Source organism: Shewanella sp. FeAMO (genome assembly GCF_053653955.1).
In genome coordinates this window covers 3,010,089-3,035,427 of record NZ_CM132201.1, presented here as the reverse complement: position 1 = coordinate 3,035,427, position 25,339 = coordinate 3,010,089, and the positions used below count along the sequence as shown (strand labels likewise).

The 25,339-nt window shown below is 53.2% G+C and carries 25 protein-coding genes; 19 read left to right on the top strand and 6 right to left on the bottom strand.

From position 1 onward, the window contains the following. The first annotated feature begins 222 nt into the window (after positions 1 to 222). Genes ACWAU4_RS13670 through ACWAU4_RS13645 form a run of 6 tightly spaced genes read left to right on the top strand, consistent with a single transcriptional unit; the run spans position 223 to position 5,179 of the window. Positions 223 to 1,005, top strand: coding sequence for a DUF3450 domain-containing protein (locus ACWAU4_RS13670; RefSeq protein WP_025011235.1), 783 nt, complete (start codon positions 223 to 225; stop codon positions 1,003 to 1,005). Beyond that, complete coding sequence (locus ACWAU4_RS13665; protein WP_025011236.1) at positions 1,005 to 2,360, top strand: MotA/TolQ/ExbB proton channel family protein; 1,356 nt, start codon at positions 1,005 to 1,007, stop codon at positions 2,358 to 2,360. Before ACWAU4_RS13670 ends, ACWAU4_RS13665 begins: the two co-directional genes overlap by 1 nt. After that, a complete protein-coding gene (locus tag ACWAU4_RS13660; protein WP_081737208.1) occupies positions 2,360 to 2,887 on the top strand; it encodes a MotA/TolQ/ExbB proton channel family protein in 528 nt (175 codons plus the stop codon). Before ACWAU4_RS13665 ends, ACWAU4_RS13660 begins: the two co-directional genes overlap by 1 nt. Positions 2,888 to 2,900: 13 nt before the next feature. Next, positions 2,901 to 3,305, top strand: a complete 405-nt coding sequence (locus ACWAU4_RS13655) for an ExbD/TolR family protein (protein WP_025011238.1) — start codon at positions 2,901 to 2,903, stop codon at positions 3,303 to 3,305. 1 nt (position 3,306) lies between these two features. Then, a complete protein-coding gene (locus tag ACWAU4_RS13650) occupies positions 3,307 to 3,927 on the top strand; it encodes an energy transducer TonB (RefSeq protein ID WP_454290298.1) in 621 nt (206 codons plus the stop codon). A 1-nt stretch (position 3,928) separates the two neighbouring features. After that, a complete protein-coding gene (locus ACWAU4_RS13645; protein WP_454290297.1) occupies positions 3,929 to 5,179 on the top strand; it encodes a tetratricopeptide repeat protein in 1,251 nt (416 codons plus the stop codon). A 49-nt stretch (positions 5,180 to 5,228) separates the two neighbouring features. On the opposite strand, the gene ACWAU4_RS13640 is transcribed toward ACWAU4_RS13645, so the two are convergent. Further along, on the bottom strand, positions 5,229 to 5,738 hold the full coding sequence (locus ACWAU4_RS13640) for a diguanylate cyclase domain-containing protein (protein ID WP_025011241.1): 510 nt from the start codon (positions 5,736 to 5,738) through the stop codon (positions 5,229 to 5,231). 79 nt (positions 5,739 to 5,817) lie between these two features. On the opposite strand from ACWAU4_RS13640, the gene ACWAU4_RS13635 reads away from it, so the two are divergent. From ACWAU4_RS13635 to ACWAU4_RS13610, 6 genes are all read left to right on the top strand, one after another. After that, positions 5,818 to 7,653: a DUF885 domain-containing protein gene (locus ACWAU4_RS13635; protein WP_107353440.1), complete on the top strand. Its 1,836-nt coding sequence runs from the start codon at positions 5,818 to 5,820 to the stop codon at positions 7,651 to 7,653. 195 nt (positions 7,654 to 7,848) lie between these two features. Further along, positions 7,849 to 8,127, top strand: a complete 279-nt coding sequence (locus tag ACWAU4_RS13630; protein ID WP_208124869.1) for a peptidylprolyl isomerase — start codon at positions 7,849 to 7,851, stop codon at positions 8,125 to 8,127. A gap of 15 nt (positions 8,128 to 8,142) precedes the next feature. Then, on the top strand, positions 8,143 to 8,676 hold the full coding sequence (locus ACWAU4_RS13625) for a GNAT family N-acetyltransferase (RefSeq protein ID WP_208124868.1): 534 nt from the start codon (positions 8,143 to 8,145) through the stop codon (positions 8,674 to 8,676). 75 nt (positions 8,677 to 8,751) lie between these two features. Continuing rightward, positions 8,752 to 8,985, top strand: a complete 234-nt coding sequence (locus ACWAU4_RS13620) for an RNA-binding S4 domain-containing protein (protein WP_208124867.1) — start codon at positions 8,752 to 8,754, stop codon at positions 8,983 to 8,985. 16 nt (positions 8,986 to 9,001) lie between these two features. Then, a complete protein-coding gene (locus ACWAU4_RS13615) occupies positions 9,002 to 9,388 on the top strand; it encodes a ribonuclease E inhibitor RraB (protein ID WP_109247356.1) in 387 nt (128 codons plus the stop codon). An 85-nt stretch (positions 9,389 to 9,473) separates the two neighbouring features. Next, complete coding sequence (locus ACWAU4_RS13610) at positions 9,474 to 11,435, top strand: NERD domain-containing protein kinase family protein (protein WP_208124866.1); 1,962 nt, start codon at positions 9,474 to 9,476, stop codon at positions 11,433 to 11,435. On the opposite strand, the gene gcvA is transcribed toward ACWAU4_RS13610, so the two are convergent. Beyond that, the gene (gene gcvA / locus ACWAU4_RS13605) at positions 11,405 to 12,310 is read right to left on the bottom strand and encodes a transcriptional regulator GcvA (protein WP_208124865.1); all 906 of its coding nucleotides are present in this window, start codon (positions 12,308 to 12,310) and stop codon (positions 11,405 to 11,407) included. The genes ACWAU4_RS13610 and gcvA overlap by 31 nt on opposite strands. Before the next feature lie 121 nt (positions 12,311 to 12,431). Between gcvA and ACWAU4_RS13600 the strand changes: the two genes are divergently transcribed. The 5 genes from ACWAU4_RS13600 (at position 12,432) to ACWAU4_RS13580 (ending at position 20,056) form a co-directional block, all read left to right on the top strand. Then, positions 12,432 to 13,205: a TSUP family transporter gene (locus ACWAU4_RS13600; RefSeq protein WP_044734738.1), complete on the top strand. Its 774-nt coding sequence runs from the start codon at positions 12,432 to 12,434 to the stop codon at positions 13,203 to 13,205. 124 nt (positions 13,206 to 13,329) lie between these two features. Continuing rightward, positions 13,330 to 14,472, top strand: a complete 1,143-nt coding sequence (locus tag ACWAU4_RS13595) for an exonuclease SbcCD subunit D (RefSeq protein ID WP_208124864.1) — start codon at positions 13,330 to 13,332, stop codon at positions 14,470 to 14,472. Then, a complete protein-coding gene (locus ACWAU4_RS13590; RefSeq protein ID WP_208124863.1) occupies positions 14,469 to 17,627 on the top strand; it encodes an AAA family ATPase in 3,159 nt (1,052 codons plus the stop codon). The genes ACWAU4_RS13595 and ACWAU4_RS13590 overlap by 4 nt, the downstream gene beginning before the upstream one ends. Positions 17,628 to 17,797: 170 nt before the next feature. Next, positions 17,798 to 19,081: a peptidoglycan DD-metalloendopeptidase family protein gene (locus tag ACWAU4_RS13585; protein WP_370628849.1), complete on the top strand. Its 1,284-nt coding sequence runs from the start codon at positions 17,798 to 17,800 to the stop codon at positions 19,079 to 19,081. Positions 19,082 to 19,204: 123 nt separating this feature from the next. Continuing rightward, positions 19,205 to 20,056 (top strand): TPR end-of-group domain-containing protein, encoded by an 852-nt coding sequence (locus ACWAU4_RS13580; protein WP_208124862.1) that lies wholly within the window; start codon positions 19,205 to 19,207, stop codon positions 20,054 to 20,056. Positions 20,057 to 20,099: 43 nt separating this feature from the next. Here ACWAU4_RS13580 and ACWAU4_RS13575 read toward each other — a convergent pair whose 3' ends face one another. The 4 genes from ACWAU4_RS13575 to ACWAU4_RS13560 form a co-directional block, all read right to left on the bottom strand. After that, a complete protein-coding gene (locus ACWAU4_RS13575; RefSeq protein ID WP_208124861.1) occupies positions 20,100 to 20,504 on the bottom strand; it encodes a hypothetical protein in 405 nt (134 codons plus the stop codon). A 306-nt stretch (positions 20,505 to 20,810) separates the two neighbouring features. Beyond that, positions 20,811 to 21,320 (bottom strand): M48 metallopeptidase family protein, encoded by a 510-nt coding sequence (locus ACWAU4_RS13570; protein ID WP_144166315.1) that lies wholly within the window; start codon positions 21,318 to 21,320, stop codon positions 20,811 to 20,813. A gap of 4 nt (positions 21,321 to 21,324) precedes the next feature. Beyond that, complete coding sequence (locus ACWAU4_RS13565; RefSeq protein WP_025887164.1) at positions 21,325 to 21,762, bottom strand: DUF3010 family protein; 438 nt, start codon at positions 21,760 to 21,762, stop codon at positions 21,325 to 21,327. 47 nt (positions 21,763 to 21,809) lie between these two features. Continuing rightward, complete coding sequence (locus tag ACWAU4_RS13560; protein WP_045282684.1) at positions 21,810 to 23,165, bottom strand: DEAD/DEAH box helicase; 1,356 nt, start codon at positions 23,163 to 23,165, stop codon at positions 21,810 to 21,812. A 220-nt stretch (positions 23,166 to 23,385) separates the two neighbouring features. Between ACWAU4_RS13560 and rssA the strand changes: the two genes are divergently transcribed. After that, entirely contained in the window at positions 23,386 to 24,333 is a 948-nt protein-coding gene (rssA, locus tag ACWAU4_RS13555) for a patatin-like phospholipase RssA (protein ID WP_062793377.1), read from the top strand. A gap of 158 nt (positions 24,334 to 24,491) precedes the next feature. After that, positions 24,492 to 25,235: a hypothetical protein gene (locus ACWAU4_RS13550; RefSeq protein WP_208124860.1), complete on the top strand. Its 744-nt coding sequence runs from the start codon at positions 24,492 to 24,494 to the stop codon at positions 25,233 to 25,235. Positions 25,236 to 25,339 lie beyond the last annotated feature (104 nt).

Here is a 25,339-nt window from a genome sequence, read left to right as displayed (position 1 = left end):
CAGCGTTTTCGTCTCATTTCAAATGTTGACACAGGTCAACATTTTGTGAAATGATGCCAGCGGGTCTATGCCTTCAGGGGCATAGGAAAGGGAAGATAAAAAACTAACAATCACAAGAGAAAGACATACTTGATAGCACCACCTGCCGTTGAAATAGGGATATTCGGGGCACTGTTGCTGAAAAGTTAAACCTTTTTAATCACTTCAAATTGGTTGGGAACTATGTCCAAGGTAAGCAATAGAACAAAAATCGCTTCTGCGCTTGTTGGCGCGCTGGCACTCGCCAGCAGCAACTTAGTCGTTGCAGATCCTCTTACCGACGCGCAACAAGCCGCGGGTCGTCTGCAGTCAGACGCCGTTGCGTCACAGAAGAAGATCGATAAGTATTTTGACCAGGCTCAAGATATGCTTTTCGAATATTCCGCCGTTGCTGACGAGCGTGAATCTCTCAAAGCCTACAATGATTATCTGGCTGGATTGGTCGCTGATCAGGAAGCCACAATGAAATCCATTCAGGACGATATCAATGGCGTAGACAAACTGCGTCAGGGTGTTGTTCCTTTGATGTTTAAAATGGTTGATGCACTGGAGCAATTCGTGGCTCTGGATCTGCCATTCAAATCTGAAGACCGTGCGCAGCGCGTTAAAAACCTCAAAGACCTGCTTAACACTGCCGAAGTGACTCTGGCTGAAAAGTTCCGTCTGATCCTGGATGCTTACAGCATCGAGCGTGAATACGGCAGCTTTGTTGACGTTGAAACCGGTAAGCTGAATCTTGATGGTAAAGAAGTGCTGGTTGATTTCTTCCGCTTGGGCCGCGTAGCTCTGTACGCTCAGAGCCTGGACCAGAAGACTGCCTGGATGTACAACCCTGAAACCAAGGGCTGGGATAAGCTGGATGACAGCTACCTGCGTGACATCACCAAGGGTATTCGTATCGCCCGTAAACAAGGGGCTCTGGATCTGTTCGCACTACCAATTCCAGCTGCGGAGGCTGCACAATAATGAAAAAGCTAATCACTACCGCCGTCGTTGCTGCCAGTTTTTCACTGTCTGCCGGTATGGCCAGTGCCGCCGAGGCGCCTAAGACGATTGACCAACTGCTGCAGCAAGTTAAAGTTGAGCGTGCCGCTCAAGGTAAAATCAACGCCAAGCGTGAGAAAGAGTTCCAAGCCGAGCGTGGCGACAAGGCTGCTCTGCTGAAGCGTGAAAAAGATGCGCTGGCTGCTGAAACTCAGCGTGGTAAAGACCTGAACCAGGCCTTCCTTGATAACGAGCGTAAGATTGCTCAGCTCGAAGAAGATCTGAAAACCGCTCAGGGTGACCTGGGTGAAATGTTTGGTGTGGTTAAAGGTGAAGCAGGCGATTTCGCCGGCAAGCTGATCAACTCCAACGTCAGTGCTCAATATCCAGGACGTGACAAGTTCGTTCAAGACCTGGGTGCCCGTAAGCAACTGCCTAAGATTGAAGAACTGGAGCGCTTCTGGGAAGAGCAACTGTTCGAAATGGCCGAGTCTGGCAAAGTGGTTAAGTTCGAAGGTTCTGTAACCGACATTGATGGTAACGTGAAAAACACCACCATCTACCGTATCGGTGCCTTTAACCTGTTGGCTGACAACAAGTATGTGGTTCTGAACCACGAGCTGGGTCTGATCCAGGAGCTGTCACAGCAGCCTGAAGGTTATCAGGTTAAGCCTATCGCCGACTTCGAAAAAACCACTTCAGGTACAGCCAAGCTGTATGTTGACCCTGCCCGCGGTACTCTGCTGAACATCTTCACTCAGAAGGCCAGCTTCCAAGACCGTATCGAGGCCGGTGGTACCATTGGTTACATCATCATCGCCTTGCTGGCTCTGGGTCTGCTGATCTCTCTGGAGCGTCTGGTTACTCTGACTCTTATCGGTGCCCGTGTTAAGTCTCAGGCCAAGAATGTTGCCAACCCAGGTAACAACGCTCTGGGCCGTGTACTGAAAGTGTACCAAGAGAACAAAGATGTTGACGTTGAGACTCTGGAGTTGAAACTGGATGAAGCCATCCTGAAAGAAACACCAGCGCTGGAAACACGTATCTCCATCATCAAAGTATTGGCGGCTATCGCTCCTATGATGGGTCTGCTGGGTACCGTAACCGGTATGATTGCAACCTTCCAGAGCATCCAGCTGTTCGGTACTGGCGATCCAAAACTGATGGCCGGTGGTATCTCTATGGCACTGGTTACTACAGTACAGGGTCTGATTGCGGCTCTGCCACTGATGTTGTGTCATGCCATCGTTGTGGCTCGCAGTAAGTCTATTGTTCAAATCCTTGAAGAGCAAAGTGCCGGTATCATTGCTGAACACGCAGAGAAGAGGGCTGACTAATGATGCTATACCTGATGGACATTTGGGATTCCGTCAGGGGCTTCATGGCCTCCGGAGGCGACGTCCTCTGGCTTGTTGCGGCGGTGCTGTTTCTCATGTGGGTATTGATGCTTGAAAGATTCTGGTATCTGAACTGGGTATCACCAAAGAATCATAAAGACATTATTGCCGCATGGAATGCCAGGGAGGAAACGACTTCCTGGTATGCACACCGTATCCGTGAAGCTTGGGTATCCCAAGCGAAGCAAGATATGAATGCACGTATGCTGATCATCAAAACACTGGTAGCCATCTGCCCTATGATAGGTCTGCTGGGTACAGTGACAGGTATGATTTCAGTGTTCGATGTTATGGCAGTTCAGGGGACGAGTAATGCTCGTCTGATGGCAGCTGGTATTTCTATGGCCACTATGCCAACTATGGCTGGTATGGTCGCGGCATTGTCCGGGGTGTTCTTTAGCACTCGTTTGGACGCCAAGATGAAAATCAGCTTGGAAAAGCTGAAAGACAGCCTGCCACACCACTAGAGAGAGATTGAACATGGCACGTAAGAAGCATTCCAGTGTAGAAGAGGAAGCACAGATCGATATGACCCCGATGCTCGACATCGTGTTCATCATGCTGATCTTCTTCATTGTGACCACCTCGTTTGTGAAGCCATCCGGTTTGGACTACAACAAACCCAAGGCGTCCACAGCGACTTCAAAACCTTCGGCGAACATCTTTATCGGCGTCAGCAAAACCGGCGTGATCATGATGGAAAACCGTCAGGTTGATATTGAACGAGTAACCGCTAACGTAGAACGTATGTTGGCGGAGGCACCAGAAGCCGCCGTTCTGATCCAGGCAGACAAAGAAGCCCAACACGGCTTGGTTGTTAAGGTACTGGATCAGGTGAAGGCTGCTGGTATTGATAAGGTCTCGGTATCTGCGGGGAACGACTGATATGTTAAGAGCACTAGTATCTATCATTATTGGTGCTGCTGTGACTTTTGGTCTGTTCTGGTTTATGGCATTCCTGGTCGGAGGTGGCGCACAACGCGGCGACACCTCAGCCGAAACGCCAGTTATCGAGATCACAATGGACAAGCAGGATTCGAAGGCACAGAAGAAACCAAGGGTGACACCTAAGCCACCCCCACCACCAGAGCAGCCACCGAAGCCAGCGGAAACGCCACCGGATAGCTCTTCTGATATTGATACCAATATGGCATTCAATATGGGTGGAGTAGAAGCAGGCGGTCCAAGCACAGGCTTTAAGCTGGGCAACATGATGACCCGCGACGGTGATGCAACACCTATCGTGCGGATTGAACCTCAGTATCCCATTGCTGCGGCGCGTGACGGTAAAGAAGGTTGGGTACAACTGCGCTTTACCATCAACGAACTCGGTGGTGTTGATGATGTTGAAGTTATCCAGGCGGAACCAAGAAGGATCTTTGATCGTGAAGCGGTTCGTGCACTGAAGAAGTGGAAGTACAAGCCGAAGATTGTTGACGGTAAGCCGATGAAGCAACCCGGTATGACAGTTCAGCTGGACTTCACCCTGAATCAAGGAGACAGATAAGATGCAAAAAGTGAATAAGCTTGCTGCAGCCATGCTGTTGACTTTGTCAGGCAGTGCAGTGCTGATGGCGCCAATCGCCCAGGCCGCTGAGAAATGTCCTATTGACCAACGTCAGGCCAAGGCTGTGGGTCAAACTGCTGCCAAAAAGGTGCAGAGATCCTTTGAAGCCTATCAGGACGGTAATCTGGACGAAGCAATCGCCGTATTGCTTGAAGCCAACGCCCGTAATGACTTCGACAAGGCTTATATCGCCCGTATGCTGGGTAACTTCTACGCTGAAAAAGGTCAGATGGGCACTTCCATCAAGTACCTGAAGCAGGCAGTAGAGGCAGATATCCTCGGTGGAACCGACCACAGTGCAACTCTGAAGTTGTATGCGGATCTACTGCTGCAGGAGAAGAAGTTTAAAGAAGCTATCACCTACTATAACAAGTGGATGGATTTCTCCTGTAAGCAAGATCCTGTGGTCTACCGTCGTATCGGTATTGCCTATACTGAACTGAAAGACTATCCAAATGTGCTGAAAACAGCGGATAAAGGTTTGTCACTGGCGGAAAAGCCTGATAAGAACCTTTACCAGCTTAAGTTCCAGGCTTACTTCAACCTCAAGCAGTACAAGAAAGCGGTTGGTGTTCTGGAAACTATGGTGCCCCTGTTTCAGGACGATAAGCGTCTTTGGGTTCAGTTGGCTCAGCTCTATCTGCTGACCGAGGACTTCGACAAGGCTACAGTGACATACGATTTGGCCTATCAGAACGGTTTCCTGGAAACTGCTGATAACATCACTCGTTTGTCGCAACTGTTGGCGTCCAAAGGTTCGGCTTATCGCGGCGCAGTGATTTTCGAGAAGCACATGAAGCAAGGGCTTATCGAAAAAAGTGAGAAAAACCTGTCTATGTTGGCCGGTTTCTTCCACAACGCCAAGGAGTTGAAGAAGGCCGCGGCTTATTATGGTCAAGCAGCAGCTGCCGGTAACGATGGCAAGCTGTACCTGAAACAAGGTCGTTTGCTGGCTTTGGATCAGCAGTTCAAGGAAGCGATTCCGGTATTCAAGCAAGCACTGGATGCCGGACTGCAAAACCCAGGCGAAGCTCAGTTTGAGCTGGCACTGGCCTACTTGAACCTGAAAGACTATAAGTCGGCTTACCGCCGTGCCGAATTGGCCTCCAAGGATTCCAAGACTGCACGTAGCGCCACCAGCTATCTGTCATACATAAAAGAGAAAGCGCGGATCCACAACGTTTCGCTCTAATGTGATGTCAGTGAAAAGCCCCGCAAGGGGCTTTTTTATTGTCTGAGTGTCAATGAACTTCCTTGACCCTTGAAAGGGCGCTGTCCTGCTCTTCCAACTGATGGCTCAAGGTTTCGACGTCAATAAACAGGGTTTCGGGTTTCAATTCTTTGTTGGGTAAGCAAATACAGGCCGCCAGACGATAATCCAGCCGAAGATGATGAAATTTGCTGTACTCTTCGCTGAAGGCCTTGAGCTTTTCATTAATCCGCTCAATCACTTTCTCTGTCCCCATTTTATCGACGTTGAACAGACCAAGGGCGAACAGATGGTGGTTCATGCGCCCCAATAGATCTGTATTGCGCAGTAAGGCTTCCTGCACCTGTTTGGCAAAGAATTCCAGCAGGTGAGGTTGGTTAACTGTTTCATGTATGTGAGGGCAAAGATACAATAGCGCCAGACTCTGGTGATCTCGCAGATGGCGATACCATTCACGGTGAAAGACTTCCATAAAATAGGTCCGGTTATAGACCCCGGTTTCCGGATCCCTGAAACCCGAGTTACTGAAGGAATAAATCATGGGTTGGCTCCGAGCTAGTGACTGCTACAAGTATAGTTAACCAATCCATCTACTGAGTTGTGACAGGAGAATAACGACAATGAAAAAAGGGTTTTTGCTGTGCTCTATTATTTTGGCGTTGAGCGCTTGCTCCAAAGAGGAGAGCACTTTAGTGACTCAGCCACAGGCGGAGCAACAGCCCGCTGCGGCAATGGCACAAACGGCAGAGCAGGCTTATCTCGCCATGGTGGATCAGTTCTTCAAGGACTACCTCAAGCTTGAGCCCATCTATGCTACCTTTGTTGGGGTCAATGATTATAACGATACCTTCGGTGGCGACCTCTCCGAGGCTTACCTCAAACAGCGCCATGAACTCAATAGCCGCTACGCCGCCCAGGCCAAGACCATAGATAGACAAGCCTTGCCCGAACAGTTGCAACTCAGTTACGACATGTTTGTCTATGACAGGGACATGGCGCTGGTGGATGAAACCTTCCCCAGCCGTTTTATGCCAATAAGCCAGTTCTACAGCACAGTGATTACCATGGTGCAGCTTGGCAGCGGTGAGAGTGCCCAGCCTTTCAATACCCCGCAGGATTACGCCAACTGGCAGCAAAGGGTGAAAGGTTTTGTCAAATGGACTGAGCTGGCGAAACAGCGTATGGATGAGGGCATTGCCAGCAAGGTTGTGCTGCCACGGGTATTGGTCGAGCGGCTTATCCCTCAGTTGCAGGCGCAGTTGGTGGACACGCCTCAAGATAGCATTTTCTACGCCCCTGTGACCAAGATGCCCGAGAGCTTCAATGCCGCCGAGCGTGCCTTGATTGAGCAGGAATATCAACAGATGATCAGCCAAGAGTTGCTGCCGGCTATCGCTTCACTCAAGCAATATTTCGAGCAAACCTATCTGCCGGCCTCGCGGGCCACTGACGGTTGGTGGGCGCTGCCTAACGGTAAAGTCTGGTATCAACATCTGGCCAATGCCCATACCACAACCACTATGGCGGTGGACGATATTCATCAAATCGGCCTCAAGGAAGTGGCACGGATCCTCGATGAGATGGACAAGGTGCGCCAGCAAGTGGGTTTTGAAGGTGATCTCAAGGCCTTCTTTGCTTCACTGTCGTCCGAGCCAGAGTACTTCTTCAGTGACAAGCAGGGCTTAATTGACGGCTATATGGTGCTCAAGGACAAGATCAATGCCGTACTGCCCGGTTACTTCAATGTGATGCCCAAGGCCGACTATGTGGTGAAGCCGGTTGAAAGCTTCCGTGAAAAATCGGCCGCCGGAGCCTCCTATGAAGCACCGGCCGTCGATGGCAGTCGTCCAGGGGTGTTTTACATCAACACCTATAACCTGAAAGCTCAGCCCAAGTGGGGCATGACTACTTTGTCATTGCATGAAGCAGCGCCGGGTCACCACTTCCAAATAGCCATCAAGCAAGAGCTGCAGGGCGTGCCTGAGTTCCAGCGTTTCAGCGGTTACACCGCCTTTGAAGAGGGCTGGGCCCTCTATGCCGAATATCTTGGAATAGAGATGGGTTTGTTTGAAGACCCGTACCAGTATTTCGGCAAGCTCTCGGATGAAATGCTGCGAGCGATGCGTCTGGTGGTGGATACCGGCCTGCATGCCAAGGGCTGGAGCCGTGAACAGGCGATTCAGTATATGAAAGACAACTCTCCGCTGGCAGAAAGCGACATTATCGCCGAGGTGGAGCGCTATATGGCAATTCCTGGTCAGGCGCTGTCTTATAAAGTCGGTCAGCTGAAGATCCTGGAGCTTAGAGCCCGGGCCGAGAAAGCCCTGGGGAACGACTTCGATCTCAAGGCCTTCCACGATCAAATTCTCACCACTGGCTCCTTACCCATGGCGGTGATGGAAGCCAAGATAGATCTCTGGATAGAAAAACAGCTGAAGCAGAAAGCATCAGCCTGAGACCAGACTTAAGTCGAGTCTTTGATAAGCAAACTAAAAACGCCGCCATCAGACGGCGTTTTTCATTTTCAACTCAAGGCTTGCCATTATTGTTGTGTCAGTTAACTTCTGACACAGAATGATATTATACTGGCTGGGTTTGTTCGGTGAACCACCGAAAAAGACCACTTGGCCAAGATTACTGAGGAGCAAATTATGGTGCAGGCAACAGCAAGACATCTACTGGTAAAGACCGAAGAGGAATGTGTCAGCTTGAAGCAACAGATTATCGATGGCGCCGATTTTGCCGAGCTGGCCCGTAAACATTCCGCCTGCCCTTCAGGAGCCCAAGGCGGTGAGCTGGGCTCTTTCGGCCCGGGTATGATGGTGCGCGAGTTTGATGAAGTGGTGTTCAGCGCACCGCTTAATGAAGTACAGGGGCCGGTCAAAACCGCTTTTGGTTTTCACCTGCTTGAAGTCACCAGTCGCGATTAAGCCCGGGTTAAGCAAGTGATAGAAATCTATACCGATAGACTCAGGCTCAGGACTCTGACGGCGCAAGATTGGCCGGCGTTTCTGGCGCTGCATTGCGATCCTGAGGTGGGCCGCTTTGTACGTGAACCGGAGCCGCAGGAGCAGATTAAAGCCAAGTTTGAGCAGCGAAGCCAGCCTTGGCGTTACGAGTCCGGGGATTGGCTGACGCTGGTGATTGAAGAACTGGGCAGCGACTGCTTTGTCGGCTTGACCGGCTTTTACTGTGTCGATCCTGAGCTGGCGCAGGCCGAGGTAGGTTACCTGTTGCATCCGGATATGCAGGGGAAGGGCTATGCCACAGAGTCGCTGCGCGGGGTAATAGATTGGGGCTGTTTGAGCTTCAATATTCACAAGTTCATCGGTCACTGCGCCAATGACAATCTGGCTTCGGCCAAGGTCATGGAGAAATGTGGCTTCGTGCTTGAGGGAATATTGCGGCACAACTTCCGTATCGGCGATCTTTGGGTGGATGACAGAGCCTATGGCCTGCTCAGCGATGAGCGTCGTTGACTTCTCTCCCCCAAGCGGATGCTTGCTGCTATAATCCGCCCCAAATAGAGTTAATTCCAGCAAGGCAAGGTCACAGTGACACAGAAAATAAGCGAATTCACCCTCAATAGCGGCGATGAGTATATTGAGCTTTATAAGGTGCTGAAGGCAGAAGGCATGACCAGTGCCGGCGCCGAGGCCAAGCATGCGATTGCCGAAGGGTTGGTGCTGGTCAATAACGAGGTTGAAACCCGCAAGCGCAAGAAACTGCTGCCGGGCGATCTGGTCAGCTTCAACGGCGAAACGGTTAGAATAGTGGCGGCGCAATAAGCGCAAGGGGAACAGAATGCAATTTCCAGATGATGACAACGGCAAGATGCTGCAGGCAATGCAGGAGTCGGGTATCGACTTGAGCAAGCCTTTGGATGTGGACTTTTTCCTGGTGTTTGATGATCAGCGCGACGCTGAATCGGCATTGGAAGATCTGAGTCAATCCGAGCTGGCCGGCGAAGTTGAGCTGCAGTTCAACGAAGAGATTGAAAAGTGGGAGCTGATTGTCTGCATCAATATGGTGCCCGAGTATCAGGCTTTGGTGGCGCGCGAAACCGAGCTGAACAGCTTTGCCGCCGAGTTTGACGGTATGACAGATGGTTGGGGCGTGATGCAGCATCAGGACGGCGATGACGAGTTTGCTGATGATGACCATGAGTGTGATGAGCACTGCCACCACTGAAGATAAGTGAATTTTTCCTGAGCCACCCAAATTTGGGTGGCTTTTTATTCTGCACTCACGGATTGCCAATCTCAGGGAGAGTGATATGGCCAAACACATCAGTTTTGGAACCCCGGTCAACGACGCCGAGCGCTGGGCCTTTGAACTGCTGGGTGATGAGTTACCCAAAGATTATCTGCTGCTGACCAATATTGAGATCCCGACTCAGTCCGGGCAAGCGATGGAGGTGGATGCTCTGGTGGTCGGCGAGTGGGGCGTGTATGTCATCGATGTCAAAGGCTATATCGGCCGACTCAATGCCGGTCTGCACGCTTGGTCGCTGGATGGTCGCGAGGTGGACAACAGTCTGTCCAAGGCCAATTATGTTGCCAGAGTGCTGGCCGGTAAGCTGAAGAACAAGATCCCGGTCGGTGTCTATGCTCCCTGGTGCCAAGGGATGGTATTTGTAACAGGTCACAAGGGCGAAGCCATAGAGCTGGAGAAGCAGGACGGTGCCCTGAGCATCTATACCCCAAGGCAGATCATCGCTGCGCTTACCAAAGAGTGGGGCCTGACGGCTCCCCATAAGCACCAGATCAATCAGCGTCAGAAAGAGGCGGTGTTGGACACTCTGGGGCAGGTGGCTCTGGTGGAACAGCGCAACAATAAAATACAGGATTTTATCAAGCTCAAATGCCTGTTCCTGCAAAGTGGCCTCGAAGTCTGGCAGGCCGAGTACAATCCCGGCGGCTGGACCGCGCCCTGGCTGCTGAAAATTCTGATCCCTACCCATTTCGAGCAGCTTTCTGAAGCAAGACAGCATGAAGAGCAACTGCGGGGGGAGTTTCAACGGTTACAGAAACTGTCCGGTTGCAGCGGCGTGCCTTACTCTGCGCCCCTTATTCAGGATGGCGAGCAGTTGGTGTTGCCTATTCGCATGCCAAGAGGTGTGCCTATTCATCTGCTGGAAATCGAGCGGCTCAGCATCTATCAACTGCTGGAGATACTGCGCCGCGGGGCCACCAGTCTGTCGCAAATTCATCGGCGTAATATCTGTGTCGGTGGCTGGGATGAGCACTGCCTGTTTATCGGTGATGATGGCGAAGTCGAGTTTATCGATATCCGTGATGACATCAGTATCGACGAGGATCTCAGGTGCTATGCCGAGCGATTCTTGCCCCTGGCGCTGGCCACTCATCAGCCACGTACCTATCTCTGGTTCCAGCGAGTCGCGGCAGGGCGGGGCGCGGATCTTGATGAGCTTAGAGCCGACCTCAGCGCGCTTATCGAAACTGGAGTCTGTGACAGCCTGGATAGCGATACAGAGATAGCCGAGGGCAGCGTTATCGACCATCACTTCCGCCTCGAAGAAGTTATCTATCAGGCAGCTCACAGTGAACTCTGGCGCGCCACTCACCTTCAGGGACAGTTCGATGTCGGGCTGTCTGTCTATCGCTTTTTGCAGCAGGACTGGCCCGGTCTTAATCATCAATACCGCAGCCTGAGCCGCATTTATCACCCCAATGTGGAGCGGGTATTGGCCTTTGGCGAACTTGGCGGCAGCGACAGGGTCTTCATTGCCAGGGCCTGGGAGCGTGGAGTTGCTTTGGATTGCGCCGAGATCCAATCGCCGCAACAGGTGATAGGTTGGTTTCGGCAGTTGCTGACGGCGCTGCAGTATCTCCACAGATTGGATATCTTCCATCGTGCCATCTGCCCGAAGAATATTGTTTGCAATGGCGACAGCGCCGTGCTTTTGAACTTTGGCCTGGGTCAGGACATAGCGGCCAGACACTATGCTGCTCAATATGCCGACCCGGATCTCTGGGCCCTTGAAGGGGATGCCGAACGGGATCTCTATGGTTTGGTGGCCAGTTTTATTGATGTGTTGACCCCTATAGAGCTCAAGGGCGATGCAGGCCCTGCGGGTATGCTCAGGGCTCTTGATGCCTTCGATCCCCGTTGGTTGGGAGAGTCTTTGTTTGCCATGTGCCACAAAGTGCTGCGCTTTGAGGTCAGTCTGGCGGACAATGCCGACTACTTGCCACTGTTTGGCTTCAAGCGGTAGGGCGCAAACTCAGACAGCAGCCAATCGATAAATAGTGCCGATTTACGTGGCAGGCTGCTGGACTTGGGGGTTAACAGATAATAGCTGTAGGGGCTGACAAAGGGCGCGTCAAAGGGGATCACCAGAGTGCCGGCCTTGAGCTGATCTTCGATAAAGAAACGCGGGATCAGCGCCGCCCCCATGCCGCTGGCGGCGGCCTGACTCAGCATATAGAAATGCTCGACGCCAAACTTCTGCTCTGTGGTCAATGTTATCCCCAGTTGCCTGGCCCAGTAAGGCCAAAGCTCAGGACGGGTGGTGTGCTTCAGCAGCGTCACCTTGTTGATGTCCTCGGGCCGTTTCAATTTAGGGGCCAGCAGCGGCGAGCATACCAGGCACAGCTCTTCATCCATCAGTTTGATCACATTCATCCCCTGAGGCTCGCTGGTGGCGGAGCGAATGGCAATGTCGTAGCGACCATTGGCAAAGTCGACAGCGAAGTCGCCTATAGTGAGATCCACATACAGCTGTGGAAAGTGTGACTTGAACTCCTCCATTCTCGGGATCAACCAGTTGATGGTCAGGCTGGGTAACACATTGATGGCCAGGGTCTGCGCCTTGAGACTTTGACGTTTCAGCTCGGCGGTGGCATTGGCCAGGGTTTGCAGTGCTGCCTGCACCTGTGGCAGGTATTGTCGCCCCTCATCTGTGAGCACCAGTTGCCTGTGTTGACGCACAAACAGGCTGAATCCCAGGAAGTTCTCAAGTAGGCGCACCTGTTTGCTGATGGCACCGTGGGTCACATACAACTCTTGCGCCGCCAGAGTGATGCTTTGCAGCCTTGCAGCTGCCTCGAATGAACGCAGGGCATTGAGAGGAGGTAATTCCTGAAGCATGTTTTCTCCGCTGTTTTTGTGTGAGAAAATCTCACACATGGGCGAGAATAACTCCTTTGCCTTTTGGGGGCAAACTGCGTCTAATAGCAATCCTTCAACTCTGTATTCGACAACATAAAAAATGGCATTTGAACTCACTCTGCAATTGGCTACGGTTCTGTTTTTTGTCGCCCTGGTGGCGGGCTTTATTGACTCTATCGCCGGTGGCGGTGGCCTGTTGACTATTCCGGCGCTTATGTGGGCCGGACTGCCTCCGGCGGCGGCGCTCGGCACCAACAAGCTACAGGCATGTGGTGGCAGTTTCTTCGCCAGCCTCTACTTTGTGCGTAAGGGAATGGTGAAGCTGGGGGAGATGAAACTGGCAATTGGTTGTGCCTTTGTCGGCGCCTCAGTCGGTACGGTTCTGGTTCAGTTGATAGATGCCAGCGTGCTGGAGTTGGTGCTGCCGTTTCTTATTTTGGCTATTGGTTGTTACTTCCTGTTTTCCAAGAAAATCACCGAAGATGACCGCGCCAGGGTTCTGACCCCGGGGGTATTTGCCTTTACCGCCGCACTCGGGGTGGGTCTGTATGATGGCTTTTTCGGCCCGGGCACCGGCAGCTTCTTTGCCCTGGCGTTTGTGTCTTTGGCGGGTTTCGGCCTGGCCAAGGCGACGGCTCATGCCAAGGTACTGAATTTTTCCACCAATATTGCTTCGCTCATCTTTTTTGCCCTCGGCGGCAAGGTGGTGTGGCTGCTGGGATTGGTGATGCTGGCAGGGCAGGCAGCCGGGGCGACTCTGGGCTCACGTCTGGTGATCACCAAGGGCAGCAAGATCATCAAGCCGCTGGTGGTGGTCATGTCGCTGGTCATGAGCCTCAAGCTGCTGGCCGATCAATATCAGTGGAGTTTTTAAACCCAAATAAGGCATACGGCTGAGTGGTAAGCACTCGGCCGCTGAACCTCGGCGGGCGCATATACTATTGCATTGATTTTGCATACCATAAGGCTCACGTATCCGCCTGTAATCTTAGCGCCCAATGAAATTTATCCATACCTCGGACTGGCATATCGGTCGGCAACTGCACAACGAGTCGCTGCTGGATGAGCAAGCTCATATGCTTGAGCAGATAGTGGCGCTTGCCGCTGAGCATCAGGTTGATGCCCTGGTGGTTGCCGGTGACATATACGACCGCTCGATCCCGCCTGCCAGCGCGGTTGCCCTGCTGGATAAGTTCCTCAATATCCTGCTCAATGAGCATCACATTCCTGTGCTCATGATAGCCGGTAATCACGATGGTCAGGAGCGGCTCGGATTTGCGGCGCGGCAAATGGCCGCCAGTGGCCTTTATATTAGCGGCCCGCTGCAAGCGCAAGTTAAGCCGCTTATCCTCAAAGGCCGTGACGGCGATGCCTGTTTCTATCCCATTCCCTATGCCGAGCCGGCGCAGGTACGGCATGTGCTGGAGGTGGATGCCGGCAGCCACCAGCAGGCGATGGCCTGCTTGCTGGAGCAGGTTCAGGCGCACGATAGCCAAGGCCTGCCCAAGGTAGTGGTGGCCCACTGTTTCCTCGATGGCGGCAGTGAGTCTGAATCCGAGCGGCCCTTGAGTATCGGCGGCGCCGATAAAATCGACCCTGCACTCTTTTGCGGCTTTGACTACGCGGCGCTCGGGCATCTGCATGGCCCGCAATACAAGGGCGCCGAGCACGTGCGCTATTCGGGCTCGCCGCTGAAATACTCCTTCAGTGAACACAAACAAAAAAAATCCGTGACTCTGGTGGAGCTGAGCGCAGGTAATCCCCCCAAAATCACCCTGCTAGCGCTAAAACCCAGGCGGGATGTGAGGGTGATTGAAGGCCTGCTCGATGAACTGCTGCAACAGGGCGAAAAAGATCCCGGGCGAGAGGACTACCTGATGGTGCACCTGCTCGATACCCAGGCGCTGCTGGATCCAATGGGCAAGCTGCGCGGCGTCTATCCCAATGTGCTGCATCTGGAGCGCACGGGCCTGATGTCCCGGCAACAGGGGCAGGAGATTGGCCGCGACAGAATCAAAAAAGGCGAGCTCGACATGTTCAGCGATTTTTTCAGTCAGGTACAGGGTGAGGCCATGACAGAGGCGCAGCAACAGACCATGAGCCGTTTGATTGAAGAGTTGCACAGGGAGCAGGAACAATGAGACCGCTGATTTTGGAAATGCGCGCCTTCGGCCCCTTCGCCGATTGTCAGCGCATCGATTTTACCGAGCTGGGCGACAAGCCGCTGTTTCTGATCAATGGCCCCACAGGGGCGGGCAAGACCACGATTCTGGATGCCATCTGTTTTGCCCTGTACGGCAAAACCACAGGTAACGAGCGGGAAGGCAGCCAGATGCGCTGCGATAATGCCGATGACGGCCTGCTCACCGAAGTGTATTTCAGTTTTGAATTGGGGCAAAAACGCTACAGCATTCGCCGCTGTCCCGAGCAGCAAAGAGCTAAAAGCCGCGGCGATGGTTTTACCCTGCAAAAGAGCGAGGCGGAACTCAAGCGGCTGTTGCCCGATGGCACCGAAGAGTTGCTGGTGGCCAGTAAGGTCACGGATGCCAACGCCTGCATCGAAGAGTTGACCGGCCTGGATGTGGATCAGTTTCGCCAGGTGATGGTACTGCCCCAGGGCAAGTTCCGCGAGCTTTTGCTGGCGGACTCCAAAGAGCGGGAAAAGATCTTCAGCCAGCTGTTTCAAACCCATATCTACCGCCGTATTGAAGAGCGCCTCAAACAGCAGGCGCTGGAAATCAAGGCAAAGGCCAGAGACTTGCAATCACGCCGCGCCGGGATTTTGGAAACTGCCGGTGTCGAGAGTCTCGAGCAGTTGACCGCGGAAATTGCCGCTGTGACCCCCTCTTTGACCGAAGCGACAAGTAACAAACAAAAAGCCAGCGATGCCTTGGCCCAGAGTACCAAGACGCTCGATAACGCCAAGGCGTTAACCGCCGAGTTTGAGCGCCGCAAGCTGCTGCAAACCCAGCTCGATGCGCTTGAGCAGCGGCGCGCTGAAATCGAGCTGCACCAGCAGACATTGGAGAATGCCCGCAAGGCTGAAAAGTTGCTGCCAAGCCTCAAAGAGTTGCAGTTTCGCCAGCAGGAGTGGCAGCAGGCTAAAGCCAAGGAGGCTGACTATGCCAGGCGGTTGCAGAGCGCTGAGCAGCGTCTGAAACAGGCTACAGATGATAAAGCTACACTCGCCGAGTTGGATGAGCACGGCAATAAGCTGCGACGGGAGCTTGAACAACTCGACAAGCTGCAGCCGGCTATTAACGAGCTTAAGCAACTGACCGAGGAGCATGAGCTTGGCATAGTGGAGCTTGGGCGTCTTGAGCGGGCAGAGCAGCAGAGTCGCACTGAGCTGGAACAATGGCAGCAGCAACAGCAAGGACTCAAGTCAGAGGCGAACGAACTATTCTCAAGCGCCGAGCGCCAAGGGCCGTTGCATCAGGCACTGGCGGCGTTGAACACTCGCCTGGAGAAGACGGAGCAGCTCGGGCACATTAAGCAAAAATGGCAGCAAGCCCAAGCTGGCCTGCAGCAGGCCGAGGCCCATGGTCATCAATGCAAGGCCGAAAGACAGAGCGCCGAAACGGAACATCAAAGGTTGCAACTGGCCTGGCATACAGGGCAGGCGGCTATTCTGGCGGCTAAGCTGCAGCCTGGGCAACCTTGCCCCGTATGCGGCGGCTTGGAACATCCGGCGCCTGCCGAGATGGCGCAGGATATTCCGGGTGAAACCGAGCTCAACCGAGCGAGAGACGCCGAGCAGCAAGCCACGGCAAGGCATGAGGCGGCTCGCAGCGATTATCGCAATATCAAGCGGCAAACCGAGGAATTGCAGCTCGAACTACAGCGCTTGAGCGCTGAGCTACAGGCCTGTGCTGCAGCAGATGTTATGGCTGATGTTAAGACTGATGCTACGATTGATGCGGCAATGGATGCCGACTCTTATGCCAAAGCCGATCTCACTATGGAAATAGACAGGCTTGTGTCCCGGCGCAGGCAGCTGCTCAATGAATTGCAACAGGCCGAAGCGGCTCAAACCCGCCTCAATAACTGCAGGCAACAATTGCAGCAGGCCGAGCAGCAAGTGGAGCAGCGACTCAAACACAGAGAGACTCAATTACAGCAGTTGCAGCAGCTAAGAGAGCAGTTGAGTCTAGCAGGTGCCCGTAAAGACGCGGCGCTTGCTGCTCTGCCCAATGAATATCATTCTTTGGCGGCCGAGGCGGCGCTTGAACTGATGGCGCGGCAACTTGAGCAAAAGCAGAGTGAGTGGCAACAGCTCAAACAGCAACAACAAGATATCAATCAACAGTATACCGAGGCTGTCAGCCAGCATAAGGCATTGATGCAGGCATTGGCATCGAGCCGTGAAGACAACGCCCGGGCCGAGCAGTTTGCCATCAAAGCACAACAAACGCTTGATGATGCCCTGAAACAATCTGGATTTGCCGGCCGTCAGGCGTTGGAACAGGCGCAGCTGGATGAAGTGCAGATGCAGGCATTGGCTGAGAAGATAGAGGCCTGGCGCACTCAGCGCTCGGAGCAGCAGGCGCTGCTCAAAGCCATGGATGAGCGGCTCGCCGGACAAAGCCTGCCGGAGCTTGGGCAGCTTGAAAGCCTCTGGCAGCAACAGCAGCAGCAACTCGCCGAGGCGGAGGATGCCTGGCAGACGTTCAACAACCGAATGCAGAGCCTTAAAGGTACAGAAGCCCAGCTCAATAAAGAAGCGTTAGCCGCTCAGGCGCTGGATCAGGAGTACGCCCTTATCGGCACACTGAGTGATGTGGCCAATGGCAACAGTCATAGCAAGGTGAGTCTGCAGCGCTTTGTGCTCAGTGTCTTGCTCGATGATGTGCTGCTCGAGGCCAGTCGCCGTTTGGCACTGATGAGCAAAGGCCGCTACCGCTTGCTGCGTAAAGAGGACAGGGCCAAGGGCAATAAAGCCTCAGGTTTGGAGCTTGAGGTGGAGGATGCTTACAGCTCCAAGGTGCGTCCGGTGGCCACACTCAGCGGTGGTGAGAGCTTTATGGCGGCCTTGTCGCTGGCGCTGGGGCTCTCTGATGTGGTGCAGGCCTACGCCGGCGGTATCAAGCTCGATACCCTGTTTATCGATGAAGGCTTTGGCAGCCTGGATCAGGACTCGCTGGAGCTGGCGGTTCGCACCCTGATGGATCTGCAATCCAGTGGCCGCATGATAGGGGTTATTTCCCATGTATCCGAGATGAAAGAGCAGATAAGCTGCCGTATTGATATCAACAAGCATGCGCTGGGCAGCAGTATTCGCCTGGTTACAGTTTGATGCAAATGGGGCAATTTTGTCGGTCAATTCCGAAATTCACCCAGTAATCATGGGGTTTTGGCGAATAATACTTGTCTCAGGGACTTTTTTTGATATAAGTTTGCAGCTGGCCCCTTGAAAACAGGGGATCAAGCTATTGGTTTTTCAGTTTGAACTCGGTGAGGCAACAGTTGCAGACAGATAGAATATCCTGGTTGAGTATGATCCCTATGCGTTTGCAGGCCTTACCCGCTTTTCACAAGAAGCTGCTGCTCAGCTCAGGTTTGTTGGTGGGTGCGGCACTGCTTTGGCCCGGAGCTCACGAAGTCACCCCACAACGTATTCCCTTGCATCTGGATATTGAAGCTCTGTTGCCTCAAGTCGGCACTGAGCCTTCGGTTGTTGAAGTCGCCGGCCCGGATTTTGAACGTGTGATCCAAAGTGGTGACACCCTCAGCGTATTGTTCCAAAAGGCAGGTGTCGGCCAGCAAACCATGTACAAGGTGTTGGAAGCCGATTTGGATATCTTGGCACTCGATACCCTGCAACCGGGTAACAGGATCCGTTTCTGGCTCGATGAGCAGGGCAATCTTACCCAGCTGGAACTCTACTTCAACGCCGCACATCAGGTGCTGTTCAAGCGCTTCGACGATGGCGGCTATGGGGTGGAAGAGATCAACATCGAAGGTTTCTGGCAAAACCGGATTGTCAGCGGTGAAATCCAGGGGTCTTTCTATCGTTCGGCGCAGCGGGTCGGCCTGAGCGCCGCCGAAATTCAAAAAATTGAAAGCCTGCTGAAGGAAAAGCTCAATTTTGCCCGGGATCTGCGTGCCGGTGACCATTTTTCAGTGCTGATGAATGATCAGTACATAGAAGGGGAGTCGACCGGTGTCAGTCAGGTGCTGGGATTACGCATTCAAAACGGTCGCAATGAAATCACCGCCTTTCAGAGCACAGATGGCAACTTCTATGATGAGAAAGGTCAGAGCCTGGCGCGGGCGTTTCAGCGGATCCCGCTGGAGAAACGTTACCGTATCAGCTCATCATTCAACCCCAATCGCCGTCACCCGGTCACAGGGCGGGTTTCACCCCATAATGGCACCGACTTTGCCGTGCCGATAGGCACCAAGGTCGTGGCGCCGGGCGACGGTGTGGTGACACTGGTAACCAATCACAGATTCGCCGGTAAATATATAGTGATAGAGCACGGCAACAAATACCGTACCCGGTATCTGCACTTGTCCAAACCTTTGGTGCACAAGGGGCAGAGAGTCAGCCGTGGCCAGGTTATTGCGCTTTCCGGTAATACCGGGCGCTCGACCGGGCCGCATCTGCATTATGAATTTCATGTTAATGGTCGGCCGGTCAACCCAATGAAGGCGGATATCCCCATGGCCAGCCAACTCTCCAAAGAGCAGATGCGTGAGTTCAGCCAATTGGTCAGTACCCGCAAGATGATGATGGATCTCGGTTAAATCCGCTTATTGGTTTTCCAGTAGCCAGCGCTCAACGGCGCTGGCTTTTTTTATAAGCCAATTTTACCCATCCAGGCCCATTTGTTAGGGTGTGGAGAAAACCTGAGTGCAACAGGAGGAAAAATGAAGTTATGGCATGCACTGGTATTAGTGTTAATGAGCCTGGCGTTGCCGGTTACGGCGGCCGAAGAGCCGCCAAAACCCTATTCTGAGCAGAGTATTTACGACAAGCCCTTGATGGAGCGCTATGTGCTCGATGAGCTCAAGTCGATACGGCAAGACATGCAGTCGCTGGAAAAACGGGTCACGATCGATATTACCGACCGAGAGTTGGCGGTGGCCGACAAGTCGATGAACTATGCCAATGTGACTGTGACCTACTTCTTCTATCTTATCGCTGCCGCAGTGTCACTGATTGCTCTGGTAGGTTGGCAGTCACTCAAGGATATTCGCGACAAGACCCAGGAGATGGCCAACGAGAAGCTGGAGGCGATTGCCGCCCAATATGAGAAAAAGTTTCAGGAAATGGAACGTGAGCTGAAACGCAAGAGCCGGATTATAACTGAAAACAACAAGGAAATTGAACGGATCAACGAGATCCACAACCTGTGGATCCGCGCGCAACATTCGCAGACGCCGGAGCAGCGAATTGAGATCTACAATGATATCCTCAAAATACGTCCGGGCGATCTCGAGGCCTTAACCTACAAGGCCGATGCCGCCATGGAAATGGGCGAGTATCATTGGGCCTTGAGCATCTGTAACCGGGTGTTGGAAGTGGATCCCGAGAACGCCAATGCACTTTATCAGCGGGCCTGCGCCTTTACCCGTATGGGCTCGGAAGAGCAGGCGATTTCCGATCTGGAATTGGCTGTGGGTTTCAGTGCCTCACTCAGTGAGGCGGCCAAGGAGGAGAAAGACTTTGATTCCCTGCATGGCTACAAACGTTTTGACGATCTGATAAGCGACGACTGACAGTGGAACCTGCAGGCCGGGACTGTTCTTGAAGCTGAAGGCGTTAGCCTGCCTGCTGTAGCCGCTGCTGATACTTAAGGGCGCAGCGGCAAAGTTTGCCCTTGAGTGCCGGGCAGCCGCCGCAGGGGGATTTCTTAAAGGGCCGCAGCGCAAAGCTCATGCTGCCGGTCTGGGGTTTTAGGCTGTGAAGCTGCCCAAGAGAAGGTTGATTGGCGGCAATCCAACTGCCGGCACGGTTTTGCAGTTCCGCCTTGAGCAGTTTCTTTTGTGGCTTCTTGAGTTTCTTTTGCCGGGAGAGTTCTGTGGGCAGTTGCAGCTCTAATGCACTAATCAAGTCTTTGCCAAGGCGTTTGCGGCTCGATTTGCCAAGCGCGGGTAGCGTCTTTTTCAGCGCTTTATTGGCCTGTTTATGGCATATCTTGGAAACATGCTTGCTTATCTTGGGCATAAACCACTCCACATCTAGCCGGTATTTTCATCTGTGCCAAGGCCGGTCAAAAGAAGCTGTCAGAAGGGCACTGACGATAACTTTTGGAAAGGCTGTTTGAAAAGCAGATACCAAAAACTAAAGCTGATTTTAAATGAAAACTATTATCAGTCAATATGCGGTTGATTTTATAACGCTTGGGTCTTTTGAGGGTAGGCCTTGGCGGGAACCGCTTCGAATAACGGCTGGATAGCAACTGGATATATTACAGGAAGCCCAGGAGCCGCACTTTTATAACCAAGTGGCTTTTGAATGCAGCTCTAAAACTCACATTAGGTAGGGGTCTTGGTTGGCGTCCAACAAGCTGAGGTAGATCCTGAGCTCAAACTCCAATTGATGGTAGTCAGGCTCCATATAGGTGCACAGTTTGTAGAAGGCCTTGTTGTGCTCTTTCTCCCTCAAGTGCGCCAGCTCATGCACCACCAACATCCGCAAAAAAGCTTCGGGTGCCCGTTTCAGGCGAGAGGAGATACGGATTTCGTTCTTGGTCTTGAGTTTGTGCCCTTGCTTACGGGCGGCGTAGGTATGCAGCCCCAGCGCCTGATGGCTGAGACTGATCTTGTCGTCGAAACACACTTTGGCAAGCGGGTTTGATTGACGCAGATAAGTTTGCTTCAGCGCCTGGGTATAGTCCCAAAGCGCTTTATCACTGCGGATCTGATGCAACTCAGGATGGCGTTTTCGCAGGTATTCTCCCAGCTTGCCCGCTTGCCTGAGCTGCTGAACCTGCTGCTTTATCTCGTCGCTGTAGTGGGCCAGATAATCAAAACCGCTCAAGGGCTCAGACCTTCTTGTAGATCCGCATCTGCTGGAAGGCGTACGCGGCGTCAAAGGCGTTTTGCTGGAACTTTTTCAGCTCCAGGCCGCTGAAGTCCACTTGCGGTGGATTGCGTTTCAGCTGCTCTTTAATGCTTTGAGGTGTCAGCATTGTTACCGGCAACTTACCCAGTTGAATGGCTGCCTCGAACTTGAAACTGGCAGAGCTGCCGGCCAGCTTCCCCTTGTATTCGCGTTCGATAATCACTATGTGTTCGACCTGATAGTCTTCCATCAGCTTATTGAAGGCGAATTGGAACTCCCTAATCGCTTCCTGGCTGGCAGGATTGCTCAAGGTAAATGAGTGACGGCGGCAATCGGGGACGTTGAATACGTCACCCTGGGCGCTCAGCAAACAGATGACGGCTTCGCCGCCTTTTAATTCAACAGCACAAACTTTCATGGTATTCCTTTTGGTTCATCATGCCGCACCGGCGGCTAATGTTAATCTTATGACTCTGAGCCGCTTTCATCGCCGTTATCTACTGGAGCGGGTTTACGCCTCATAGGGGCATCGCCCACATCCACCCCGGTAATAAAGCGCTTGTCTCTGCCGGACTTGGCCTTGCCCGGTTTAGCCGCTGTCTTGCTGCGGCCCTTGGGCTTGCTGGCCTTGGCGTTCTTGGGTTTGCTGCTCTGGCGCTTGGGATCGGCCAGGCCACTGAATTTGGGTTCTAGCCCCTCAAGGGTACTGAGCTCGAAGCGGCGACCGAGAAAGCTCTGCAGCTTCTTGAAGTTGAACCAGTCCTTGGGACCCACCAGAGACAGGGCGTCGCCCTTGGCACCGGCGCGGCCGGTACGGCCGATACGGTGGACATATTCTTCGGCGAATTTGGGCATGTCGAAGTTGACCACCAAGGACACATTCACCAGATCCAGACCGCGGGAGGCGACGTCGGTTGTCACCAGAATTTGCTGCTGGCCACGGCTGAACTGATCCATTATCTGGTTGCGGGCGCTTTGGCGCAGTTCACCACTGAGCGCCACGGCGCTGTAGCCTTCTTGCTTGAGCTTCTCGGCTAATCTGTCGGTATCCTGGCGGGTGGCGGTGAAGATGATCACCTGGCGCTGTTGCTCGCGCTTTAGCAGCTCAGTCAGCAGCGCCTCTTTATGATCCAGATGGTCACAGAGGAAAATACGCTGGTGTATATCCTGATGCTCGGCATTGGCAGCGCCAATGGCTACGTGCAGTGGATCATTGAGCAAGGTGGCGGCGATATCATTGACCTCTTCATGTTCCAGAGTGGCTGAGAACATCAGGGTCTGCCGCCGTCTATGGTTAGCGGCGTCGTTGATTGCCTTGAGTTGCGGGGCAAAGCCGAGATCCAGCATGCGGTCGGCTTCGTCAAGAATAAGCAGTTCCAGCCCTTCCAGATACAGATGGCGTTGTGACAGGTGGTCGGCAATCCGTCCCGGGGTGGCGACGATAAAGTGTGGATCCCGCGCCAGCGCCTTGGCCTGATCGTTGAAGTTTTCCCCGCCAAGCACACTGATGGCTCTATATTGGGTATTGGCAACCAACAGACGCAGCTGGGCGTAAACCTGGTTGGCCAGCTCACGGGTCGGCAGGAGTATCAATACCCTGGGATCGCGCTTGCTGAGCGCCTTGGTGGAGATCACCCTTTGCATTGCCGGCAGCAAAAAGGCCAAGGTCTTTCCCGAGCCCGTCTTGGATGAGGCCATCAGGTCTTTCCCGGCCAGCGCTACGGGAATCGCTTCACGCTGAATTTCGGTAGGCTCGTCGATACCCATATGCTTAAGGGTTTGCAGCAGACGCTGATCCAGCGAAAAATCGGAAAAATGCAAAGGTTAACTCCTCAATAAAAACGACCGCATATTATAACGGCTTTTGTGGCGCTGGGCATGTATTTAGTCAAAGGAGTGTCGAAACAGTGGCGACTTTTGCTTAAAAAGGTCGCAATCTCATGGCTGAAAGCCTGCCGGATAAAATCTGGAGCCGCTCCGGCTTCGGGTGTATGCTGCTTTGGCTGAATGGCATAGCTTGGAGTTTTTTTAAGGAGAGAGGATGGCGCAGAGTCATAACCCTTGTATCGGCATCGCCCTGGGAAGTGGCGCCGCCAAAGGATGGGCCCACATAGGAGTACTCAAAGGTCTGGCAGCCATGGGGGTGCATCCGGCCAAGGTGGCCGGTTCATCCATAGGTGCCCTGGTCGGTGCTGCCTATGCCAATGAGCGTCTCGAAGAACTGGAAGACTGGGTGCGCAGTTTTTCCAGTTGGGACGTGTTGGGATTGATGGATATCAGCTGGGGCCGGGGCGGGCTCATCAGTGGTGACAAGGTGTTCAATGCCATTCAGGACCGCATCGGCGATCTCTTGATTGAAGAGCTCAAATATCCCTTTACAGCGGTGTCGACCGACCTCTACTCAGGGCAGGAGATCTGGTTCCGTCAGGGCGACTTGCGTCAGGCCGTCAGGGCTTCCTGCTCCATGCCGGGGATCATGTCGCCGGTGCGTCAGGGCCATCGTTGGTTGGTGGATGGCGCAGTGGTGAATCCCATTCCCGTGTCTGTGGCCAGAGCCATGGGTGCCAGTTTGGTGATAGGTGTCGATCTGCATGGTCACAGGCGCGAACAGTTGCAGGTACTGCCGGTGGCACTCAATAGTGAAGAGCACTCATTACAGAACAAAGTGGTGGAGCATTCCTCCGAGAACGGTTTTATGGATCTGTTGGCCAAGGGCAAGGATTATATTTCCGGCCTGACCGACAAGTTCTCCCTCGGCAATAAGGCCGAACCCGGCATGTTGGCTGTGATGTCACAGTCGATGGATATTCTGGAGCAGCGCCACAAGCGCGCGCGCTTGATGGGGGATCCACCGGATATCTGTATCGTGCCAAAGGTGTCTGACATAGGCACTATGGAGTTTCACCGTGCCAGTGAAGCCATTGCCGCCGGTGAGAAGGCGGTGCAGCAGGCCTCGCATCTGATTGATGCGGCGTTGGGGCGTCTCTGAAACAGGCGCTTTTTTGTTAGTGCTTGGTATGGGCACACTTCCTGCATAGTCAGCACATCATCAGCATCAAGGCGCTTCAAGGGCGATTTTTTGACAATTTTTATGACAATCTTGTCTTAAAAACAACCGCTTGGGCGTCGATATGACGGAAAACTGACATGCAGCCTATCCATTCCTCTGTGGATCCCAGATTGTCCGGGGTCGATGCCTATGGCGTCAACAATCGTCTTACCAGCGGCAGCGGCCTCTCGGTTGTCGACACTGAAACTGTCAATGACAACAAGAGCCAGGGCTCTGCCTCGGCAAACATAGGGCAGGACAGCATATCCCTTTCCAACGATGGTAAAAGAGCCGCGCGGGTCCAGGAGTTGGCCAAGGAGTTTTTCGGCTCAGGTCAGTTCAGCAGTGCCGATTTACCCAAGCTTCTGGCGCGCCTAGGCGACGAAGGGCTGTTGTCTGAAAGCCAGATGGCCAGATTGCAGGGCAGCGGCCTGATGGGAGTTGATACCAAAGATAACGCCAGCCTCAAGGAGTTTATTCAAGGCCAGATTGGTATGCTCAGACAACAGGCCAGTCAAAGCCCTTTGCTCAATGCGCTTAAAGGGGCGGATAACCTGATGGGCAATATGGGAATGATGTATACCCCATCGAGCTCTTTGGCGGCCAACAAGGTAGCAGCTCAGTTGGACGCCGTGCTCAAGGGAGAAAACCAAACTGCCGAGAGCGCAGAGAACAACAGCAACAAGCTAGCGGGCAAGGCCGATTCCGCACTGCAAGATCCTCAACTGTTATCCCGGCTCAGTGGTGTCAGCGCTCTGATGCGCACCGCAGCAGCCATAGGCAGCCAGCAGCAGGGCAGTGGGCAAATCAATAGTTATCTGGCCTTGGCAAAGAGGTACTGACTAGCGGCCGTTTGGGTCTCGGTCAAGGGAAAAATCTCCACAAGTTGTGCTCGTCGGCACTAATCCCATAGTGTTGTTCATCCTCTTCAATACCATGATCCAGA

Excerpts from the sequence above, each read along its gene's own strand:
- rssA (WP_062793377.1), top strand. The coding sequence starts at position 23,386 with ATGGCGCAGAGTCATAACCCTTGTATCGGCATCGCCCTGGGAAGTGGC.
- ACWAU4_RS13565 (WP_025887164.1), bottom strand. The coding sequence starts at position 21,762 with ATGAAAGTTTGTGCTGTTGAATTAAAAGGCGGCGAAGCCGTCATCTGT.
- ACWAU4_RS13575 (WP_208124861.1), bottom strand. The coding sequence starts at position 20,504 with ATGCCCAAGATAAGCAAGCATGTTTCCAAGATATGCCATAAACAGGCC.
- ACWAU4_RS13660 (WP_081737208.1), top strand. The coding sequence starts at position 2,360 with ATGATGCTATACCTGATGGACATTTGGGATTCCGTCAGGGGCTTCATG.
- ACWAU4_RS13600 (WP_044734738.1), top strand. The coding sequence starts at position 12,432 with ATGGCATTTGAACTCACTCTGCAATTGGCTACGGTTCTGTTTTTTGTC.
- ACWAU4_RS13665 (WP_025011236.1), top strand. The coding sequence starts at position 1,005 with ATGAAAAAGCTAATCACTACCGCCGTCGTTGCTGCCAGTTTTTCACTG.
- ACWAU4_RS13645 (WP_454290297.1), top strand. The coding sequence starts at position 3,929 with ATGCAAAAAGTGAATAAGCTTGCTGCAGCCATGCTGTTGACTTTGTCA.
- ACWAU4_RS13610 (WP_208124866.1), top strand. The coding sequence starts at position 9,474 with ATGGCCAAACACATCAGTTTTGGAACCCCGGTCAACGACGCCGAGCGC.
- gcvA (WP_208124865.1), bottom strand. The coding sequence starts at position 12,310 with ATGCTTCAGGAATTACCTCCTCTCAATGCCCTGCGTTCATTCGAGGCA.
- ACWAU4_RS13655 (WP_025011238.1), top strand. The coding sequence starts at position 2,901 with ATGGCACGTAAGAAGCATTCCAGTGTAGAAGAGGAAGCACAGATCGAT.
- ACWAU4_RS13615 (WP_109247356.1), top strand. The coding sequence starts at position 9,002 with ATGCAATTTCCAGATGATGACAACGGCAAGATGCTGCAGGCAATGCAG.
- ACWAU4_RS13640 (WP_025011241.1), bottom strand. The coding sequence starts at position 5,738 with ATGATTTATTCCTTCAGTAACTCGGGTTTCAGGGATCCGGAAACCGGG.
- ACWAU4_RS13595 (WP_208124864.1), top strand. The coding sequence starts at position 13,330 with ATGAAATTTATCCATACCTCGGACTGGCATATCGGTCGGCAACTGCAC.
- ACWAU4_RS13650 (WP_454290298.1), top strand. The coding sequence starts at position 3,307 with ATGTTAAGAGCACTAGTATCTATCATTATTGGTGCTGCTGTGACTTTT.
- ACWAU4_RS13630 (WP_208124869.1), top strand. The coding sequence starts at position 7,849 with ATGGTGCAGGCAACAGCAAGACATCTACTGGTAAAGACCGAAGAGGAA.
- ACWAU4_RS13550 (WP_208124860.1), top strand. The coding sequence starts at position 24,492 with ATGCAGCCTATCCATTCCTCTGTGGATCCCAGATTGTCCGGGGTCGAT.
- ACWAU4_RS13590 (WP_208124863.1), top strand. The coding sequence starts at position 14,469 with ATGAGACCGCTGATTTTGGAAATGCGCGCCTTCGGCCCCTTCGCCGAT.
- ACWAU4_RS13635 (WP_107353440.1), top strand. The coding sequence starts at position 5,818 with ATGAAAAAAGGGTTTTTGCTGTGCTCTATTATTTTGGCGTTGAGCGCT.
- ACWAU4_RS13670 (WP_025011235.1), top strand. The coding sequence starts at position 223 with ATGTCCAAGGTAAGCAATAGAACAAAAATCGCTTCTGCGCTTGTTGGC.
- ACWAU4_RS13580 (WP_208124862.1), top strand. The coding sequence starts at position 19,205 with ATGAAGTTATGGCATGCACTGGTATTAGTGTTAATGAGCCTGGCGTTG.